Here is a 19,198-nt window from a genome sequence, read left to right on the forward strand (position 1 = left end):
AGGCCGTCAGGACGGTGCGCCGACCGCCCCGGCCGGAGCCCCGGCGCAATTCGTCGGCCGCCGGGTGATCAGCTCCGCCGACTCCCGGACCGGCCCCGAGGTCCACGGGCCGACGGCCGGTCCCGACCCCCTCGAGTCCACGCCCGGCCCTGTGGCAGAAATGTCCGGTACCGACTCCGAGCCCACGGCCGCATCGGGCGCCCCGGAATCGCCGGGGGGCTCGCGGCAGGGTTCGTCGGTGGGCCGTCTGGCGGCGACGGTCGAGCGGCTGCGCGCGGAGGTACGGGCGGCCCACGCCGCCGCCGACGGCCGAGCCCTGGTCGAACTGGCCAAGGGAATCATGGTCGAACGGCTCCGGTGCGGTCCCGCCCAAGCGGCCCGGCAGCTCGCCGAACTCGCCGACCAGGCCCACATGTCACAGCTGGAGCTGGCCGCCGACCTCATCAACCAGGCGGCACGCGACCGGGTCACCGAAGCCGCGGAGGACTTCGTCCGGCAGGCGAGGAGCGGCCCCGTGTCCGGCGCGGAGAACGCCGGGTCTGCCGTCTCCGTCCGGCTCCGCACCGCGGAGAGCGCCGCGCTGGCTGCCGACGACACCCAGGCCGTGGCGGAATCCCTCCTCGAACACGCCCTCTCACCGCTCGGAGCGACCGCGGTGGCCGTATGGACCGCCGGGTCCGACTCCTCCCTCACCCTCCGCGGCCACGCCGGATTCAGCGCCGACGAGGCAGGACGCTGGCGGTACGTGCCGCCCGGTGTCGCGACCGTCGCCCGGCAGGCCCTCGGCGAGCGCCGTACCGTACGGATCCCGTCCCTCGCCGAGGCCGGCGTCCCCTCGATCGGGCAGAACCAGTCCCGGGACGGAGGCCGGATCGCCCTGCCCGCCGGAACCGGCGGCCGCATCCACGGCGTACTGGAGATCTGCTGGCCCCGGCCACTGGCGCCGCAGTCCCCGGCGGTCGCCCGTCAGATCGAGGCCCTCGCGGAGCTGTGCGCGCACACCCTGGAGAGCCTTCCCGCCGCCGGCCTGCCCGCCGCACCGGAGCCGGCCGGCGTCCTGGAACTAGTGGATCTGGCCGACGGGCTGTACGACCCCGCCCTGGTGCTCGTACCCCATCTCGACGCCGACGGCCACCTCACCGACTTCCTCATCCGGCACGCCAACAGCCGTTTCCTCGACCCGGCGGGGCGTCCCCGCAGCGCGGTTCACGGAGCCCTGCTGCTGGAGGCGTACCCCATGGCGGCCGGTGACGCCGAGCTGTTCGAGAAGATCGAGCGCGTCCACGCCACCGGCGAGCCCTTCCGCGCCCAGCGGATGACGCTCACCGCCCTCGTCGACCAGGTGCCGCTCGCGTCCGTCACAGACCTCAGCATCAGTCGGCACGGCGGCTGCCTGCTCCTCATCTGGCGCATCGAGGACGAGACGGCACGCCTTGCCAGCCTGCTCCAGCACGCGCAACGCCTCGGCCGGATCGGCGGTTTCGAGGAGAATCTCGTCACCGGCGAGATCACCTGGAACGCTCAGCTCTACGGCCTGTACGGCCGCTCCGTCACCGACAGCGCGGTGTCGCTGCAGGACCTCGCCGAGTACGCCCACCCGGACGACGCGGTGGCCATCGGCCGCTTCCTGCGGACGGTGCTCCAGCACCGGCGCCCGACGTCGACGGCGTTCCGCCTGCAGCGTCCCGACGGAGTGACCCGGCACATCCGGGTCATCGCCGAACCGGTCCTGGACTCCGACGACCGCCTCCTGGCCCTGCGCGGCGCCTATCAGGACATCTCGTCGCAGCACTGGACCGAGGTCGCCCTCGCCGCCACGCGCGACCAACTCGCCCATACCGAACAGGAGTCGGCCGAGCGCAACCGATTGGCGCTGCAGCTCCAGCACGCCATCATGCCGCCGACCCGCGCCCCGCTCGACGCCGCCCCCGGCCTGCAGGTCGCCGTGCGCTACCGGCCCGCGGAAGCGGAGTCCCTCGTGGGCGGCGACTGGTACGACGCCGTGGTGCTGCCGTCCAAGCAGGTCCTGCTCTGCGTCGGCGACATCGCCGGCCATGGCATCGAGGCCGCGACGGGGATGGTGGTGCTCCGCAACGCGATGCGCGGCCTTGCCGTCACCGGCGCCGGACCGGGCCAGTTGCTGTCCTGGCTGAACATCGTGGCGCACCATCTCACCGAACAGGTCACCGCCACCGCCGTCTGTGCCCTGTACGACCCGGAGACCCGCATCCTGCGCTGGGCGAGAGCGGGTCATCTGCCGCCCGTCCTGGTACGCGGCCGGCAGGCCGAGACCCTGCCGCTGCTCGGTGGACTGCTCCTCGGTGCGATGGCGGACGCCCGGTACGAGGAGGGCGAGGTCCAGCTCGAACCGGACGACACCCTGCTGATGTACACCGACGGCCTCGTCGAGCGCCGGGACACCTCGGTGCACGACTCGCTCACCCAGCTGCTCACCACGGCGCAGACCCCCGCCGCCACCCTGGACCGTCGTCTGGACCGGCTGCTGACCCACAGCAAGTCGGACACCGACGACGACACCTGCCTCATCGGCATCCAGGTGTCCTGAGCCGGCGTGCCGCCGGCATAGGACACCGGCGTGCCCGCCGCACGGTGTGCCGTCCCCGTCCGCCCGGCACCCCACACCTCAGTGCAGGATCTTCTCCTTGGCCTTCTGGAACTCCGACTCGGTGATGTCCCCCTTCGCCTTGAGCTCGGACAGCCTGGCCAGCTCGTCCGTGCTGCTGCCGGCACCGACGGTGTCCCGGATGTAGGCGTCGACGGCGGCCTTCTGCTCCCGGGTGTGCCGCAGCTCCCGCTCGCCCATACCCCTGCCTCGCGCGATCACATAGACCAGCGCGCCGAGGAAGGGAACGACCAGCACGAAGATCAACCAGGCTGATTTCAGCCACCCGTTCATCCTGTCGTCGCGGAAGATGTCGACGATGATGCGGAACAGCAGCAGCAGCCACATCACCCACAGGAAGATCCACATCACGGTCCAGAACGCGCCGAGCACCGGGTAGTCGTACGCCAGGAACAGATAGCTGTCCATCGTCACTCCTCGTGGCCCTCCACGGCGCCTGCCGAGTGCGGCACCGCTGCTGCCACCAGCTTCGGCACGGGCACGGACGACGCCATCACCCGCGACGGGTGATTCACTGCCCCGCCGCTGCCCGGCCGACCCTCAGGGCGAGCTGCCGCACCCTGCGCCAGTTCATCGGCGGTGCGGCGCGCACGACGCCGGGACGGTGGAGAGGTACGCGCACTCTGAGCGCTCCGGGCCGGATGCGGCAGCTGACGGGGGCAGGAAGGGTGACCGCCTCGCCGTCGATGCCCACCTGTACGACGGGAGGGTCGGCCTCGACGACGACTTCCTTGGCCTTGATCACGTCGAGACCCGGCGCGTTCCTGCCGCGCAGCAGCAGAGCCGCCTGGGCGGCGTTGTCGACGCTGACTCCGATCACTCCGAGAACGCCCGAGTCCAGCCGGTCCCGGCGGCCCAGCCCTGCCGGGTCGGACATCGCGTAGGGGTTGTTGCTGACCAGCACGGCCTGCGGCCCGTCCATGGTCACGCTGCCGGCGCGGACGGTCAGCCGTGGCCCGCTGAGATGCGTCAGGAGGTCCGGCAGCATCTGCAAGATCGTGCGGACCTTGTCGTCCCGATAGGCAGGGCTCTCGACCACGGCGGCGTACGCGCCGAAGGAGGCGTTGTTGACGAAGACCCGGTCATTGACGACTCCAAGGTCGACGCGCAGCTCCACGCCCTCGGTCAAGGCGTTCAGACACGCCGACGGGTCGTCGCGATCCAGTCCCAGATCCATGGCGAAGTGGTTCCGCGTCCCGGCGGAGATCACCATGAAGGGAACGTCGTGCCGGGCGGCCACCGCGGCCACCGCGGCCTGTGTGCCGTCACCGCCTGCGACGCCCAGCAGGTCGGCACCCTTCTGAACGGCTCGTCTTGCCAGTTCGGCCACGTCCTGGGGACGGGCAGGGTCCAGCACGACGACTTCGGCGCCCATCTCCCTCGCTCTGTCCGCCAACCGGAACTTCCCGACCTTTCCCCCGCCCGAGCGAGGATTCATGATCAGGAACGGTCGTGTCGCCCGAGGGGCGGGACGTTCCGGCGTGGCCAACGGGCCGAGATCCGCGCGCAGCGCGGTTCTGCCGGAGGTGACGGCCAGCGTCCACAGGGCGAACGAAACGACCACGACCCACAGCAGATCGGCCGTCGCATAGAGCACGACGACGACCACCGGAGCGGCCACGGCCAGCAGGACGCCGAGCGCCCTGACGGGGCCCCTGTGCGCCAGCGCCCACCATGCCCCGGCCGCGGCGACGGCCAGCCCTGCCAGCCCCAGCGCCGCGAGAGCCAGGCTGCGCACCCCGGCGAAGGCGAGGAGCACCACCAGTGCCGCGGCACCTCCCGCCAGTGCCAGTCGCGCGGCCCAGTGCCTGCTCATGGGATCAAGCCTGCGCTTCGCCGCCTGTAGCGACCACGGTCCATGTCCTCATGGTCGACCAGGGATGCGGTCATGGCGCGTTCGGCAGTGATGCGGTCATGGCGCGCTGCCCCGTCGCTCACCCCTTGCGGGTGAAGCGCCCCCCGCGCACCGCGAACCATGATGACTGGACGTGAGCCGGCATCGGCTCGCCGGTGGATCTTGGACGGATCCACCGTCAGGAAGGCGATCCGGCGCTGACTCCCGGTCGCCGCCACGCCGGGTTGTGTGCTCAGCGCACATTTCCGGCGAGCAATCGAATCGAGGCACCATGACCACCACTCTTCAGCGGGACACCCACAAGTCGACGGCGGCAGCGCACGGGCTGACGGTGTTCGCCGCCGTCCTGCTCCTGATCGCCGGAATCCTCGATGTCCTGCGCGGCATCATGGCCATCGCCGAGGACGACGTCTTCGTCAACACCCCGAACTACGTCTTCGAGTTCGACCTCACCACGTGGGGCTGGCTGCACCTGATCATCGGTGCACTGGCGATCATCGTCAGCGTCGGCCTGTTCAAGGCCGCCGTCTGGGCGCGTGTCCTCGGCGTGGCTCTTGCGGGCCTGCTCATCATCGCCAACTTCCTGTCGCTGCCGTACTACCCGGTCTGGTCGATCGTGGCCATCGCCATGTACGCCTTCGTCATCTGGGGCCTGTGCACGGTCCGCAAGGACGACTTCGCCCCGACAGAGGGCACCGGCGGACGCAGCGCTCATCACATGTGAGTCCAAGCCGCGCTGATCAGCCGCCGAGGAGGGAGAAGATGTCGATACCGGGCGAGCTCCGGTCGAAGGTGCTGGAGGCGATGTTCAGTCAGTCACCGATCGGTCTTCATGTCGTCGGCCCCGACCTGCGGGTGTTGCGGGTCAATTCCGGGGCGGTCGGGATGCACGGGGTCCCGCCGTCCGCGGTGGTCGGCCGGCCGCTGACTGAGGTCTACGCCCGGTTCGACCCGGACAAGGTCGAGTCCGCCGTGCGCAAGGTGCTCGCCACGGGCGAGCCTGTTCTCGATCTGCGAGTGCGCGGCTGCCCGCTCGTGGACCCGGACCGTGAGCATGTCTTCTCCGCGTCCATCTTCCGGCTGGAGGACGACGATGGCCTGCCGATCGGTGTGGTAGCCGCGGCTGTGGACATCACGCACCGGGAGCATGCCCGCGAGCGGCTCTCTGTCATGCACCAGGCCCGCCGGCGCATCGGCCCCAGCCTGGATCCACTGCATTGCGCGCAGTCCCTCGTAGAGGTCGCCGTTCCGGTCCTGGCCGATGTCGCGGCAGTCGCTCTGACCGATGCGGTGCTTCACAGCGAGGATTCGGCGGCGCTGCCGGACGGACGTCCCCGGCTTCGGTGGGCGGCCACGTGCCCTGGCGGCGCGAGCCAGGCCCCCGTTGTCGGCGAGGCTGCCGACCAGGCCGTCTTCGATGACGTGGTGCGCCGACCCGAGCCGCGCGTCGAGCGGTCCGAGAACAGCAACGTGCTCGTCGCCCCGCTCGTATGCCGAGGGGTCCCGCTGGGCGTCGCCTGGTTCCGGCGGCCGGACAACAGGGGTCCCTTCGAGGACGAGGACGTGCGGCTGGCGATGAATCTGGCCTCGCACACCGCCCTGTGCATCGACAACGCCCGGCGCTACGAGCAGGCGCACGCCGTGGCCCTCGCACTGCAAGGACATCTGCTGCGACCGTCCCTCGTCCGCCAGGGTGCGGTGGACGTCGCGCACCGCTACCGGCCCACCGGCCGGGGGGCCGGTGCGTGGTTCGACATCGTCCCGCTCGCGGGCGCACGGATCGCCATGGCGGTCGGCCAGGTCGACGGGCAGGGCCCGGAGGCGGCGGCCGCGATGGTCCAACTCCGCTCGGCAGTACACGCCTTGTCCGCCCTCGACCTCGAGCCCCATGACGTGGTGGCCCGGTTGAACGACACGGTGCGGCGGCTGGACGAAGAACGTTCGTCCGCCCGGGACTCGGAGCACCTGACCGCGGGGTGCGTCTACGCGATCCACGACCCGGTGACGTCGGAGTGCTCCATCGCCCGCGCCGGCCGCCAGCGTCTGCTCGTCGGCGGCCCGGACGGCACCTGGAACGACGTTCCGTTGTCCGAGACGCCCGAGTTGGGGGAAGACGGGCCGCCGTTCGCGGCTGACGAATTCTCCCTCCCGGCCGGCAGCATACTGGTGCTGTCCTCCGGTCACGTCCCCGACGAGGGGCTTCTGGGTCGGCTTCACGAGGCAACGGCCGCCGGTTCGAAGGACGTTGTCGCCGACATGCTCCCCGATGACCAAGCGGCTGTCCTGGTGGCTCGAACCCGCGCACTCGATCCGGCCGATGTGGCGTCCTGGGACATCCCCGCCGAGCTGAGCTCCGTGTCCGAAGCTCGCCGACGTGCCCTCGACAGACTCGGACAGTGGCACCTGGACGAAGCTGCCCTTGCCACCGAACTCATCGTGAGCGAACTGGTGACCAACGCGATCCGGCACGGCCGTCCCCCCGTTCGTCTGCGCCTCGTCCGCAACGCCGTCCATCACACCCTGACCTGCGAAGTCCTGGACTCCAGCCCTTCCGCACCGCATCTGCGTCATGCGCGGGCCGGGGACGAAGGGGGCCGTGGACTGTTCATCTGCGGTGAGCTGGCGGACCGTTGGGGCGTGCGATGGTCCGATCAGGGCAAGACCGTGTGGACGGAGGCCGCGGTCGGGACCTGACCCGTGCCGCCGGCCCCTTCTCGCCGCCGACCGGGGTGGAGACGCCGACCTGCGGTTCCGTTGCGATCGGGGGACGGCGGGGTGAGGATCAAAGGGTGACCTGTTACCTGACAGAGCAGTCGACCCGCTGTCCGCGGTGAGTCCGATGCCCCCCGCGGCCGGTGACGACCCGGATCCCGCTCAGGAACCTCTCTTGCCGAGCGGTGAGCCGCTCCTTGCAGCACGGTTCGCCGTTCCCGCCGTGCCGAGGACGTATGTCCGCCGTCGGCGTCTCACCGACCGCCTCACCCGCGCCATGGAGCACCCTCTGACACTGGTCGGCGGCCCTGCCGGGGCGGGTAAGACCCTGCTTGTCGCCGACTGGATCGCCGTGTCACCGTGCTCCTGGCCGGTGGTCTGGCTGACGGTGGAGGCCGAGGACAACGCACCAGGCATCTTCTGGGCGTACGTGCTGGGGGCCTTCCGGCACCACGGGCCGGCGCTGCCCGCCGACATCGGCAGCCCTGCCCGCCCTGGTGAAGTGGACCACGGGGTACTCGCCCGCCTCGCCGCTCATCTGAGCGGACGCAGTGAACCGGTGGTCCTCGTGCTCGACGAGTTCGAACGCGTCTGCACGCCGGGGATCGCCGAGGGGCTCGAATTCGTGCTCCGCCATGCGGGCGACGGTCTGCGCCTGGTGATGATCAGCCGTACGGAGCCCCTGGTGCCCCTGCACAGGTACCGCGCCGCCGGTGAGATCACCGACATCCGCGGTGCCGATCTGGCGTTCCGCCCCCAGGAGGCCGCCGTTCTGGTGGACCGGCACGGCATGAGTCTGGCCGCAGACGGCGTTCAGGCGCTGACCGACCGGACGGGAGGCTGGGCGGCCGGGCTGCGCCTGTGTGTCCTCGCCGCGCAGCAGGCAGAGGACCCCCAGGCCTTCCTGAAGGAGTTCGAAGCCGGACAGAGCATGGTCGCCGACTTCCTGCTGACGGAGGTGCTCGCCTCCCAGACCGAGGAAGTGCAGGACCTGCTGCTGAGGAGCAGCATTCTCGGCCAGATCCACCCGGACCTGGCGAACGCTCTCACCGGCCGGGACGACGCCATGCCGATCCTGGCGCAGTTGGAGCGTGCGAACGCCTTCCTGCGGCCCATCGGACACTCCTGGTACCGGTTGCACCCGCTGTTCGCCGAAATACTGCGCGTGCATCTGCGTGCCCGCCATCCCCGCCTGGAGCCCGAGTTGCACAGGACAGCGGCACGCTGGCTGTGTGATGCCGGGCTCCTCACGGAAGCACTGCCGCATGCCGCCGACGCCGGCGACTGGGAGTTCGCGGCATCGCAGCTGGTCGACCAGCTGGCGATCGGGAGGCTGTTCACCGGACTCGAGGCCGACCGTCTCACCGAGCTCTTCGCCGCCATGGCACCGGATACCACGGGTCCCGCGGCGGACCTGGTTCGTGCTGCCCGGGCGCTCGGCGAGTACGACGCCGAGAGGGGACTCCGGCATCTCCGCCGTGCCGAGGAGCACCTTGACGGGGCCCACCCGAGCCCCGCAGCACGGCTGAGCTGTGCGGTACTGCGCGTCCTCGCCGGCCGGGTCACCGGCTCCGTCGACATGGCGGAAGCCGCTGCCAGGGACGCCCAGGACGTGGAGCAGGGGTTCCCGGCGGCATGCCTGGACGAGCACCCCGAGCTGCGTGCTCTGCTGCTCACCGGTCTCGGGTCCGCCCAGCTGTGGGCGGGCCGCTTCGACGCCGCCCGGTCGGCACTCACCGCCGCCGTGCAGGTGCCGGGCGGGGCCGCCACGGCGCTGCCCCGGCACGAGTCCCTGAGCAGGCTGGCGCTGATCGACTTCCTGGACGGCCGGCCGTCCAGGGCCGAGGCGCACGCGCGGGCGGCCATCGCGGAGGCGGAGCGTTCGGGCCTTCTGCCCGCCTCCCGTACCGGAATGGGACAGCTGGTGCTGGCTGCCGTCGCCATCGACCGCGACGCCCTCGACGCCGCGCGGCACCACCTCGATGAGGCGACCGTCTCGTCCGCCGCGCTTCCCGATCCGATCGTCACCGCGGAACTGGGAATCGTTCGCTCACGCATGCTGCTGGCAAAGGGCCGGCCCGGAGCGGCGCTGAACGCCCTCGACGCCGCCCTACGGCCCCCGCACCCCGCGCAGGCGTCCCCGTGGGTGGAGGACCGGGTGGCCCTCGCGGCGTCCCACGCTCTTCTGGCCCAGGGGCGCTCGCAGGAGGCGGTCGAGGCTCTGGCACACCGGGAGACCGACCGCCCGGATCATGCGGTGGCGTCCGCCCGTGCCCGGCTGGCGGCGGGCGACACCGAGAGTGCCGTGGAGATTCTGGACGCGCTCGCCGGCGGCCACCACAACCGCGACGCGCCGGCCGTCGCCGTACGAGTCCTGCTGGCGCAGGCTCAAGCCGCCGACACACTCGACGACGCGCCCGCTGCTCGTCAGCGTGTCGCCCGTGCCCTCGCCACCGCCCGGCCCGAGAGCCTGAGACGGCCGTTCCTGGAGGCCGGGCCCTGGCTGCGCCGCCTGCTGCACGACGAGCCCTCGCTGACGCTGACCCACGACTGGCTTCCGGACGAACTGCTTCCCGAGCGGTCGACGGTGGAGCGGGGCGAGCCGGTCCCCTCACCCGTCATCGAGCATCTCAGCGACCGCGAGCAGGAGGTTCTGGGACTGCTGGCACAGATGATGTCGACCGACGAGATCGCCGACGATCTCCATCTGTCCGTCAACACCGTCAAGACCCATCTGAAGAGCGTCTACCGCAAACTCGCCACGACCAGGCGCCGTGACGCGGTGCGCCGGGCACGCGAACTGCGTCTCCTGTGACCCGTCCCGCGCGATGGCCACCGGCGGGGTCACCTGGACCGGGTGATGACCTGCCCGGACGGACCACGCATCATGGGTACGAACGATCACGAGCCACCTGTACGGCTGTGAGAGAAGCGTGGTCATGCACTACGAGATCCGCGTCGACGGGCACATGTCGCAGACGCTGGCGGAAGCGTTCCCCGAACTGGAGACCTTCGTCGTGCCTCACCAGACGGTCCTGGTCGGCCCCGTCACCGACGAAGCGCACCTGTACGGGCTGCTCGCGCGCCTGCAGGCCCTGGGCCTGCATGTGGCCGAGATGCGCCGCCTGCCGAGCTGAGCCCGCACGGCCCGGTCCCGTCCCTCCGGCGGCCGGGCACACTACAGCTGCCCTGCCGCACCTTGTCCGCCCCGTCCCCGGCGATATGTGCCCGGCGCCGGAATCACCCCGTGCGGGTGAGGCCGCCACGGTCGCTCGGGGTGAACCTGTGAGGGTGCAAGGGAGCCCGTTGCCCGACGTGCCGTGGCACGCGTCGTGACCTCCTCGGCGGCGCGCAACGTGCCGGAAGGGGACGCCGGCGCAGGAGCCACCTGATTGAGAGGCATCCCATGGCTCGGAGCAGAACAGACGATCAGCAGCCGCATACGCCGTTCCATTCCCGCCCCGCTGTCCGCCGCCTCGCACCGTTCGTTCTGATCACCGCGATCGCGCTGGTCTTCATCTTCGAGAACCGCGAGAGCGTGAAGATCCGACTGCTGATCCCCGAGGTGACCATGCCGCTGTGGGGCGCCCTGTTGATTGCCTGGGCCCTCGGCATTCTGGCTGCCGTGATCATGCTGCGTCGACGCACGGACCGGCACCCACCACGACAGAAGTAACGGCGAGGCGCGGACGTTCGGCCCCCTCGGCCCAGGGGACGAGGCGGTGGCCTCCCATCTGACGGGCGGGGCACCCGCCGGGGCCCGGCCGACAGCTACCCCGCGCCTCTGCCCGGCCTCGGGGCGCGGTCCGAAGCCGGCCATACGTACGGCAGATCGTCCGGGACCCCCGGAAAGCGGCCGGCGTAGTAGTCCGGATCCTTACGAAGCAGCGCCGACTGATGGCTGCGGTGGAACTCCGAGGTGCCGAGCCACGGCGGGAGATCGCCGTCGGCCCCGAGCTGGGCCTGGGTACGCGGCATCACGTTCGGCGTCCATGCGTGGAAGTCGTGCACGAGCGTGACCGCACAGGTGTCGGCGCGGCCCTCGGCCGTCCAGACCTGGCAGACGTCCAACCCGTACCGGACCAGTGCCTCCTCGTATCCCGCCCACATGCGGACTGCCGGATGGTTGCGCCATCCGTAGCCCGAAACGGTCAGACCACGGAGCACCTGCAGCGCTTCGACCCGCTGCTTGCCAAGCCGCCTGGGGTCGAGCACGGCTGCTGATCTCGCGAAGTCGGAGAAAGGCAGGAATGTCTGCATGCGGTACATGTACCCCCGGCTGCGGCATCCGGACGAGAAACCGTGAGGAGCCGGCCGGGCAGGGAACAGACGAGACATGGCTTCTGAACAAGATCGCCGGGACCCGCGGAACCGACGGCCGGCAGGCGTCACCGACGTCACCGTGCAAGCTCTGGGAGCCCTGTCGAAAGCTCTCGAGACGACGGAACGCGCACGCGGCGCCCTGTACGAGTTTCACCAGCTCACCGGAAGCGCCGACCTCTGCCTGGACGACGCCGTACGGCTCCTGCATGAGGCCGGGCATCACTCGCACGCAGACCGTGTGGAGCACGAGATCCTGGGCCGCAACGTCATTCCCGGACACTGGACGTTCCAGATCATCGAGGAGTACAACGCCACCTACTACCGCCCTTTCCACGATCTGGAGAAGTCGATGCGCGACGAACTCGTGGAAGGGACGGACCATGTGTACGAGGCGGAGATGAAAGAGGCCCGCCGTAGCAAGCGCCACCCCGATCACACCGCCACATGACACGACTACCGCCTGTCCTTCGATCGGTCGGCCGGACGAGCGCACGTGTGTCGCCCCCCACTCCGGGGCACCGTGTTTCCCACGGCCGTGTGCCGTGTGTCAGTGCGATTGTCCGAGGAAGGACATGAGAACGGCTGTCAGTTCGGCGGGTGCGTCTTCTTGGACGAGGTGTCCCGCACCGGCGATCGGCTCGAATCGCGCGCCTGGGATCCGGGCGGCGAGCTCCCGTCCTTTCGCCACGGGGATCCACGTGTCGTCCTGACCCCAGCACACCGACGTCGGGATGGCGATCTCGCCGTACCGATCTTGCATTTCGTCGGTGTGGAGCTGGTCGGCCTGGGCGATCTGCCGGTAGAAGGCGGCTTGGCCGACGTCGCCGAGCCAGGGCCGGACGAGCCGGTCGAGGACGGCAGGGTGCAGGCCCGGGCTGCTGGCCGAGCTCACGTACTCGCGTACCAACGCCTGGTGCAGTGCCGGCGGCAGTTGTTCGAAGACCCCGGAATGCTCACCCACGAGCCGGAAGAACGGGGAGCCCCACGGGGCCAGCGCCACCGGGTCGACCAGAGCGAGCGCACGGTAGCGAGCTCCGTGCAGCAGATGCGCCCGCAAGGAGACGGCACCGCCGAAGTCGTGGGCGACCACCAAGGGTTCTTCAAGGTGCCAGTGAGCCAGGAGCTCGGTGAAGACCCTGCCCTGGGCAGCCAGGGAGACATCCTGGCCGGCGAACTTCTCCGATGCCCCGTACCCGGGCATGTCCCACACGAACACCTGGTGGCGGCGGGCGAGAGCACGGGCGACAGCACGCCAGACGTACGACGAGAAGGGCGTGCCGTGCAGGAGTACGACCGGTTCCCGGCCGGGTCGCCCGAGGCTGCCCCAGCGCACGTCGCCCGAGGCGCTTCGGAATGTCTCGGCCAGTTGCCATTCACTCACGGGTGCTGTGCCTCTCAGGTGTGCCGGCCGGCCCGAGCGGGGTGATCAAGCCGGGGGCCTTGCATTGTGCCGGAGCAGACAATGATGCGGGCGGGGGCATGGAGCCCGCCTCGGCCCCTACAGGCGCGCCGATCACGCCTCGGGCGCCGCAGGGAAGCGGTCGAAGCCCGCGATACGGGGGGAGAACCTGAGCGCGCCGCTCTGCTCGCCGAGCGCCGAGCGCAGTCCGGCCGCGACATCGGCGTCCGGCTCACCGAACACCTCGAAGTGCTCCACCCGGCAGTGCTCCATGACGTCCTGGATGTACGGGTCCGCGAGTTTCCAGTGCAGGCGGACCGCGTCGGAGTCCCGGTAGAGCTGGAAGCTGTGCGCGAGCATCCGCTCCTCGTCCACGAAGGTCTGCACCATCAGTTGCGGCCCGTGCCGCTCCGCGAAGTCCACGGCCCTGGCGATGGCGCCGCGGAAGCTCTCCAAGTGGCCGTCAGTGATGCGCATGGTGTTGCGGAAGAGAAGGATTCCCTCGGTCCGTCCTGTCATGGCTCAAGCGTGAAACCTCAGCCGCGCTCGAGGTCAAGGGCCGTCCTGACTCTGGTCGCCGGACCGGTTCACGTGTCCCCGAGAAAGTGCGCCACGAGACGGGCTGCCGTGACCGTGCCCAGCAGACGCACGCCGTCGGCGTCGCGCTCGATGACCGCGACCAGGGGACTGCGCGTGCGGGCCATCAGCGCGGCGACCTCCATCGGACGGGCGTCAGGTCCTACGACCGGAGGCGGGAAGGCACTCCGGGGTGCCCATTCCGCGGCGGTGAGCCCTGCCAGCCGCTCGGCCACGTCGCTGTCGGGCCGCTCGTCGACGACGGCCGCGAGCCGCGGATCCTCGAGGATGTACGGGGGCACGAACTGCCGCACGAGCTGAGAACCGGGCACGATGGCGTAGGGATGCCCGTCGGCATCGAGGACGAGCAGTGCCGGCAGCAACCGCCCGGCCAGCATCCTGGCCGCGTCCATCGCGCCGTCGTCGGTGGTCACGTGCGGATACGCCTCCGCAAGATCCCGCGCACGCACAGCCGGCCTCCTTCGCCCTCGTCCTGCGAGTCGGTGCCCGTGTCCGAACCTCTCGGATGTCTGTCTGTCTCGCAGTTCCAGCGCGTTGTGGGTCAGGCGGCGGTCCACTCGTGGGCCCGGCCGCCGCGCCACTCCACCATGCTCGGGTCGTCGATCACCGTGTCCGGGTCGTCGATCCCGGCGGCTTCGAGGAAGACCACCAGGTCGTGATCGGAGTAGGCCGTGCCCAGGATCTCGTCCCGGCCGGACAGGTGCACCGTCACCCGCCGGCCGCCCGACGGTGACGGCCGGTGCACAACGATCGGCGCTCTACCCACACATCAAGACTGCCGCCTCGTGGGCACGGCAGCCACTCACGCAGCGGGGCATTCTGCGTCGATCGCCGCTGAGCGTCGCGTTCAAGAAGGCGCGCGGCACGAGCCCGCGCGGGTACCGGGCGGCCGGAGCGGTCCCGGCGGCCGGCCGAGTGGCCGCCGAAGGCGGGGAAACGGGGGCTCCCGGCCCGTCCGGGGCGTCTGTCACGGCCCCGGGCGTGCGCGTATGGTCGAAATGGATCGACCCGAAGATCCCTTTCGAAAGGGCGTGGGCGCCATGGGCGAGCGTCGGATCCTGGGTCCTGAAGACGGCGAGCTCTATCAGCCGGAGCGGGCGTGCGGGGACCGCTTCCTGATCAACAGTCGCGACTGGGGCGGTCGCTTCGCGCTTGTCGAGCACCGTCTTCCCCCGAAGGTGCTCGCCGCCCCTGTGCACAAACACACCAAGGAGGACGAATTCAGCTTCGTCCTCGAGGGATCGGTCGGCGCGAGGTTCGGCGATCAGGAGGTTGTCGCCGGACCTGGTGACCTTGTCCTCAAGCCACGTGGCGAGTGGCACACGTTCTGGAACGCGGGGAACACCCGGGCCCGGTTGCTGGAGATCATCTCCCCAGGCGGTCTGGAGGAGCTGTTCCGGTGGCTCGATCAACTGGGCGGCGAACTGGGCCCGGAGGACCTGGAAAAGAGGATCGGCCCGTACGGTTGCGAGGCGGACATGGCGGCGACCATGGCGCTCGTCGCACAGCACGGTCTGATCTTCTGATCGAGCGCCGCGGTTCCGGACGGTGTGGCGAACGCCGGCTCAGGCGCCCACGGTCCCGTCGACACCCTCCCGCAGGAAGTCCGCGTGCCCGTTGTGGCGGCCGTACTCCAGCAACACGTGCACCATCACCATCCGCAGCGAGACCTCCTGCTTCCATCGGGGCTGACATCCGGCCTGGTCCAGGGACTTCGCCTCCCGCTCGACACGGCGCGAGTTCTCCACCTCGGCCTCCCGGGCCGCGAACGCCTCGTCCCTGGTCGACGCGCTCGCGTCGTACGCCGCCTGGAAGTCGACCTTGTCGGACCAGGCCATGGGCGCCTCGCTGTCGTCGAACACCTGGCGGAACCAAGCACGCTCCACCTCCGCCATACGCCGCACCAGACCGAGCAACGACAGCGTGGACGGGGGCATCGACTGCTGCCGCAGCTCCTCGTCGGTGAGGCGCTCGTACGCAGCCGCAGGTAGAACTGCCGCCGCTCGGCGGGCCCACGGCTCGGTCCGCACGGTCGAGCACCGCGTCGTGCAACCTGGGGGTTGCTCCTCGCCTCCTGATGTGCAACCCTGGAGTTGCACTGACGGTGGAAGCGAACAAGGAGTCCCCTCATGAGCGAGGACCGGATCGAAAGCGAAACCCTCATCGCGGCACCGCTGGAGCGGGTCTGGTCGCTGGTGGCGCAGCCTGGGTTCTGGGTCGCCGACAAGGCGAGCCTGCCCGGCACCGTGGCCAGGGAAGGTGAGTCGATGGTGGCCAAGAACTCCGAGCACGGCGACTTCCCCGTGCGGGTGGAGAAGGTCGAGCCGCCCACGTACCTGGCGTACCGCTGGACCAGCGCGTTCCCCGGAGAGGAACTACGCGAGGAGAACAGCACCCTCGTGGAGTTCACGTTGACCCAGGAAGGGGAGCAGACGCGGCTGCACGTCGTCGAGAGCGGGTTCGCGGCGCTGGCCGGGTCCCAGGAACTGCGCAGCCAGAACAGGAAGGACCACAGCGAGGGCTGGCCCTTGGAGCTCGACGCCCTCAAGACGCGCGCCGAGCAGTCGTCCGCGTGACGGACGGACCTCGCGGCGCCGGTGAGGCCTTCGACAGCGTGCTCGTCGCGCTGGCCGACCCGACGCGGCGTCAACTGCTGGAACTGCTTGCCGCGAAGGGTGAGGCCACCGCGACGACGCTCGCCGAGCCGCTTCCCGTCTCGCGGCAGGCGGTGGTCAAACACCTCGCCGTCCTGGATGCCGCCGGGCTGGTCTCCGGTACCCGGGTGGGGCGCGAGGTGCGGTACGCGGTCCGGCCCACGGCGCTGGACGCGACGGCGCGCTGGATGGCCGCGCTCGCGGCCGACTGGGATCGGCGACTGGCGACCATCAAGCGCGTCGCAGAGGCGGCGGAGGAAGCGGAGCGGGATTCGCGCTAGCCCTCCCGGTTGCCGTCGCTCCGGCCGAAGGTGGTTCGAAGGTCATGGGATGACGGGCCGTCGGTTCTCGGGGTGCCGGCCGTACAACCGAAGTCCCTGCTGCCCCGGCTCGGTGAGCGACGCGAGCGCACCGAGCCGCGGCGGCGCATGTGCCATCACCGACGGCATCGCGATCCCCGCGACGCAGCGCGCCGAGCCGAGGAGAGCGAGCACAACGCCGCCGACGTGGCCTTCGCGCAGGGGATGATCCCGCACCACCGGCAGGCGGTGGAGATGGCCGACCTGGCGGCGACCCGCGCGGGTTCCGCGGACGTCAAGGCGCTGGCCGCCGAGATCAAGAAGGCGCAGGACCATGAACGAACTCCTCGGCAAGAAGTGATGGCGGAGGTTTCCCGAAGCGGGGGCGGCGGTGCCGCCCCCGCTGTACTCCGGTCGGGAGGACCGGCGGCGGGACGGCACCGGCTGCTCGGGCCGGGTCCGGCGCCGCCCGGCCGGCTCCCGCTGCGAGGGCCGGGCTCCGTCGCCGGTGTTCAACGCAGGGTGAGCGGGGTCTCGGACTCGACGCGGTTCAGCTTCTCGGGGTTGCGCACGTAGTAGAGGCCGGTGACCCGGTCGTCCTCCACGCTGATCGCCATGATGCCGTCGATCTCGCCGTCCAGGTGGACGAGGAGCGCGGGGCTGCCGTTGACCACGGTGGGGGAGACGGTGATCGGGCGCTCGTTCTTGCCGAGACCACCCATCATGAAGCGGGTCACCTTGTCGGCGCCGATGATCGGCCGCAGGGCGGCCTGCTTGATGCCGCCGCCGTCGCTCATCAGGACGATGTCGGGGGCGAGCACGCCGAGGAGTTCCTGCGGGTCGCCGGTTTCGAGCGCGCGCCGGAAGGACTCCAGGGCGGCCCGGGTCTGGCCGGGGGTGACCGCCTGGCGGGGGCGTCGGGCGTCGACGTGCCGGCGGGCGCGGTGGGCGATCTGGCGGACGGCCGCGGGGCTCTTGCCGACGGCGGCGGCGATCTCGTCGTAGCCGACGTCGAAGGCCTCGCGCAGCACGAAGACGGCGCGTTCGGTCGGTGACAGGGTTTCGAGGACGAGCATCATCGCCATCGACACGCTCTCGGCGAGTTCGACGTCCTCGGCGACGTCGGGTGCGGTGAGCAGGGGCTCGGGCAGCCAGGGGCCGACGTAGGCCTCCTTGCGGCGTTTCATGGTGCGCAGCCGGTTCAATGCCTGCCGGGTCGTGATGCGGACCAGGTAGGCGCGCTGGTCGCGGACCTGCTCCAGGTCGACCTTGACCCATCGCAGCCAGGTCTCCTGGAGGACGTCCTCGGCGTCGGCGGCCGATCCGAGCATCTCGTAGGCGACGGTGAAGAGCAGGTTGCGGTGGGCGACGAACGTGTCGGTCGCCGGGTCAGCGGGTTGGTCGCTCATCTCTCGACCCCTTTCCTTCACGGCCGAGCCTGGTCGCCGACGGCCTTCGAGCGTGCATCCACAGTGGTGTTCGACCGGACCGCCCGGCAGTGCATTGCCCAGGCAGCCGGTTCAGCGGTGGCCGACGTCGCGCCGTGCCTGGCGGCCATGGCGCCGGAGCAGCCACCGCTCACGACCACATCCGTGCTCCGGATCATGGTGCCTCCTTCGTGTCTCCTTCGCCTCGATGCCGAGGGGTCCGACCTCAAGACACCAGGCGGTCGATCGCTGTGACAGCGAGTGCGACACTGCCTGAAAGGCCTCGACCGAAGCCCCTTCACCCGGTCGCGGTCCAGGGCGCAGCGGACACCATCATGACGGCGACCGGGTCCGTCGCACCGGTTGCCGCAGGCGTCGATGACCCACCGTCACGCGGGAAATCTCCTGCCGTGTTCCGGCAGGCCCGAGCGTCTCGCCGATGCCCGTCGCATCCGCGGTCGTTGCGGCCTGGCGTCCCACCTGACACATCAGGACGTCCGCACATCACGGTTCAAGCCGTCCGGACGGGAAGCGAGCGCAAGACGGCATCAAGGAGGCGTAAAGACTGCCGGATCCCGGCAATGTATTGGAGCCCGAAGGATGGGAGCATCGCCGCATCGTCGGCGTTCAGGGATCGGCGATCGGCAATCGGTGTTGGGGACGGGGCGCACATGGGCTGGTTTCTCGGTCTCGGCATTGCAGGCCTGATGCTTCTCGTTCTGTCCCTGGTGTTCGACGGGCTGCTGGAGGGCGCCCTCGACGGTCTGGGCGGCGGCGTGGACGGATTCCTTTCGCTTCCGGTTGTCGCCGGCTTCGTGTCGATGCTCGGTTTCGTCGGGGCGATCGTCCTGGGAACGACCGGGCTCGGTGCCGGCGCGGCCACCGGTGCCGGGGTGGTGGCCGGTCTCGGGGCCGGCACGCTGACCTGGAAGGCCGGCCGTGTCCTGACGCGGAGCTCCGGTTCGGCGGCCGTGCGTGGTGAGGACCTGGTCGGCATCGCCGGGATCGTCGTCACCGCGATTCCGGCGGAGGGCTACGGCGAGGTGATGCTCCATTCCGCGGGACAGCCCTCGAAGTATGCGGCGAAGAGCACCACTCCGGTGCCGCGGGGTGCCGAGGTCTGGGTCGAGTCCCTCCTCAGCGCCACGTCCGTCGCGGTACGCCCCGTCGAACGCTGACCCGCCCGCCCGCCCGGTCGGCCGGTCCGCCCTGTCCGCCCTGTCCGCCCTGAAGCCTGTTCGGCCTGTTCGGCCTGGTCGACCCGGTGTCCGCACGGTCCGTCCCGTCC

The 19,198-nt window shown here is 70.4% G+C and carries 20 protein-coding genes and 1 pseudogene; 12 read left to right on the forward strand and 9 right to left on the reverse strand.

Annotation, left to right across the window (positions count from 1 at the left end; all coding sequences use genetic code 11):
- Positions 1–160 precede the first annotated feature (160 nt).
- Positions 161–2,566 carry a SpoIIE family protein phosphatase gene (locus GLX30_RS31830; protein WP_159695357.1) on the forward strand — a complete coding sequence of 802 codons (2,406 nt, stop codon included), beginning with the start codon at positions 161–163 and terminating at the stop codon, positions 2,564–2,566.
- 78 nt (positions 2,567–2,644) lie between these two features.
- Here GLX30_RS31830 and GLX30_RS31835 read toward each other — a convergent pair whose 3' ends face one another.
- Positions 2,645–3,052 carry an SHOCT domain-containing protein gene (locus GLX30_RS31835; RefSeq protein ID WP_159694390.1) on the reverse strand — a complete coding sequence of 136 codons (408 nt, stop codon included), beginning with the start codon at positions 3,050–3,052 and terminating at the stop codon, positions 2,645–2,647.
- Between the two features lie 103 nt (positions 3,053–3,155).
- Complete coding sequence (locus tag GLX30_RS31840) at positions 3,156–4,460, reverse strand: diacylglycerol kinase family protein (protein ID WP_159694391.1); 1,305 nt, start codon at positions 4,458–4,460, stop codon at positions 3,156–3,158.
- Between the two features lie 310 nt (positions 4,461–4,770).
- Between GLX30_RS31840 and GLX30_RS31845 the strand changes: the two genes are divergently transcribed.
- The 5 genes from GLX30_RS31845 to GLX30_RS31865 all read left to right on the forward strand — a co-directional run bounded on the left by GLX30_RS31845 (position 4,771) and on the right by GLX30_RS31865 (position 10,887).
- Positions 4,771–5,223, forward strand: a complete 453-nt coding sequence (locus GLX30_RS31845; protein ID WP_159694392.1) for a hypothetical protein — start codon at positions 4,771–4,773, stop codon at positions 5,221–5,223.
- A 38-nt stretch (positions 5,224–5,261) separates the two neighbouring features.
- On the forward strand, positions 5,262–7,193 hold the full coding sequence (locus GLX30_RS31850; protein ID WP_159694393.1) for a SpoIIE family protein phosphatase: 1,932 nt from the start codon (positions 5,262–5,264) through the stop codon (positions 7,191–7,193).
- 295 nt (positions 7,194–7,488) lie between these two features.
- Complete coding sequence (locus GLX30_RS31855) at positions 7,489–10,026, forward strand: LuxR C-terminal-related transcriptional regulator (RefSeq protein ID WP_244258350.1); 2,538 nt, start codon at positions 7,489–7,491, stop codon at positions 10,024–10,026.
- A gap of 124 nt (positions 10,027–10,150) precedes the next feature.
- Entirely contained in the window at positions 10,151–10,348 is a 198-nt protein-coding gene (locus GLX30_RS31860; RefSeq protein WP_159694394.1) for a hypothetical protein, read from the forward strand.
- A 269-nt stretch (positions 10,349–10,617) separates the two neighbouring features.
- Positions 10,618–10,887 carry a hypothetical protein gene (locus GLX30_RS31865; RefSeq protein ID WP_159694395.1) on the forward strand — a complete coding sequence of 90 codons (270 nt, stop codon included), beginning with the start codon at positions 10,618–10,620 and terminating at the stop codon, positions 10,885–10,887.
- A 95-nt stretch (positions 10,888–10,982) separates the two neighbouring features.
- Here the strand turns inward: GLX30_RS31865 and GLX30_RS31870 are convergent, their stop codons facing one another.
- The gene (locus tag GLX30_RS31870) at positions 10,983–11,471 is read right to left on the reverse strand and encodes an MSMEG_6728 family protein (protein WP_159694396.1); all 489 of its coding nucleotides are present in this window, start codon (positions 11,469–11,471) and stop codon (positions 10,983–10,985) included.
- A 76-nt stretch (positions 11,472–11,547) separates the two neighbouring features.
- On the opposite strand from GLX30_RS31870, the gene GLX30_RS31875 reads away from it, so the two are divergent.
- Positions 11,548–11,982 carry a hypothetical protein gene (locus tag GLX30_RS31875; protein WP_159694397.1) on the forward strand — a complete coding sequence of 145 codons (435 nt, stop codon included), beginning with the start codon at positions 11,548–11,550 and terminating at the stop codon, positions 11,980–11,982.
- A 99-nt stretch (positions 11,983–12,081) separates the two neighbouring features.
- Here GLX30_RS31875 and GLX30_RS31880 read toward each other — a convergent pair whose 3' ends face one another.
- From GLX30_RS31880 to GLX30_RS31895, 4 genes are all read right to left on the reverse strand, one after another.
- Entirely contained in the window at positions 12,082–12,915 is an 834-nt protein-coding gene (locus GLX30_RS31880; protein WP_159694398.1) for an alpha/beta hydrolase, read from the reverse strand.
- Between the two features lie 132 nt (positions 12,916–13,047).
- Positions 13,048–13,452 (reverse strand): hypothetical protein, encoded by a 405-nt coding sequence (locus GLX30_RS31885; RefSeq protein ID WP_159694399.1) that lies wholly within the window; start codon positions 13,450–13,452, stop codon positions 13,048–13,050.
- Between the two features lie 68 nt (positions 13,453–13,520).
- On the reverse strand, positions 13,521–13,979 hold the full coding sequence (locus GLX30_RS31890; RefSeq protein ID WP_159694400.1) for a CBS domain-containing protein: 459 nt from the start codon (positions 13,977–13,979) through the stop codon (positions 13,521–13,523).
- A 92-nt stretch (positions 13,980–14,071) separates the two neighbouring features.
- The gene (locus GLX30_RS31895; RefSeq protein ID WP_159694401.1) at positions 14,072–14,296 is read right to left on the reverse strand and encodes a hypothetical protein; all 225 of its coding nucleotides are present in this window, start codon (positions 14,294–14,296) and stop codon (positions 14,072–14,074) included.
- Positions 14,297–14,570: 274 nt separating this feature from the next.
- Between GLX30_RS31895 and GLX30_RS31900 the strand changes: the two genes are divergently transcribed.
- Positions 14,571–15,056 (forward strand): cupin domain-containing protein, encoded by a 486-nt coding sequence (locus GLX30_RS31900; RefSeq protein WP_159694402.1) that lies wholly within the window; start codon positions 14,571–14,573, stop codon positions 15,054–15,056.
- Between the two features lie 39 nt (positions 15,057–15,095).
- On the opposite strand, the gene GLX30_RS31905 is transcribed toward GLX30_RS31900, so the two are convergent.
- Complete coding sequence (locus tag GLX30_RS31905) at positions 15,096–15,560, reverse strand: DUF664 domain-containing protein (RefSeq protein ID WP_244258351.1); 465 nt, start codon at positions 15,558–15,560, stop codon at positions 15,096–15,098.
- A gap of 99 nt (positions 15,561–15,659) precedes the next feature.
- Here GLX30_RS31905 and GLX30_RS31910 point away from each other — a divergent pair, with 99 nt between their 5' ends.
- The 3 genes and pseudogenes from GLX30_RS31910 to GLX30_RS31920 all read left to right on the forward strand — a co-directional run.
- Entirely contained in the window at positions 15,660–16,106 is a 447-nt protein-coding gene (locus GLX30_RS31910; RefSeq protein WP_159694404.1) for an SRPBCC domain-containing protein, read from the forward strand.
- Positions 16,103–16,465, forward strand: a complete 363-nt coding sequence (locus GLX30_RS31915) for a metalloregulator ArsR/SmtB family transcription factor (protein WP_159694405.1) — start codon at positions 16,103–16,105, stop codon at positions 16,463–16,465. Before GLX30_RS31910 ends, GLX30_RS31915 begins: the two co-directional genes overlap by 4 nt.
- A 207-nt stretch (positions 16,466–16,672) precedes the next feature.
- Positions 16,673–16,816: pseudogene (locus tag GLX30_RS31920) on the forward strand (DUF305 domain-containing protein); the annotation flags it as partial.
- A 179-nt stretch (positions 16,817–16,995) separates the two neighbouring features.
- Here the strand turns inward: GLX30_RS31920 and GLX30_RS31925 are convergent.
- Positions 16,996–17,892 (reverse strand): RNA polymerase sigma-70 factor, encoded by an 897-nt coding sequence (locus GLX30_RS31925; RefSeq protein WP_159694406.1) that lies wholly within the window; start codon positions 17,890–17,892, stop codon positions 16,996–16,998.
- A gap of 689 nt (positions 17,893–18,581) precedes the next feature.
- Here GLX30_RS31925 and GLX30_RS31930 point away from each other — a divergent pair.
- Positions 18,582–19,088: a hypothetical protein gene (locus GLX30_RS31930; protein ID WP_159694407.1), complete on the forward strand. Its 507-nt coding sequence runs from the start codon at positions 18,582–18,584 to the stop codon at positions 19,086–19,088.
- The last annotated feature ends 110 nt before the right edge of the window (positions 19,089–19,198 follow it).

The sequence above is a fragment of the Streptomyces sp. Tu 2975 genome, assembly GCF_009832925.1.
GTDB lineage: Bacteria > Actinomycetota > Actinomycetes > Streptomycetales > Streptomycetaceae > Streptomyces.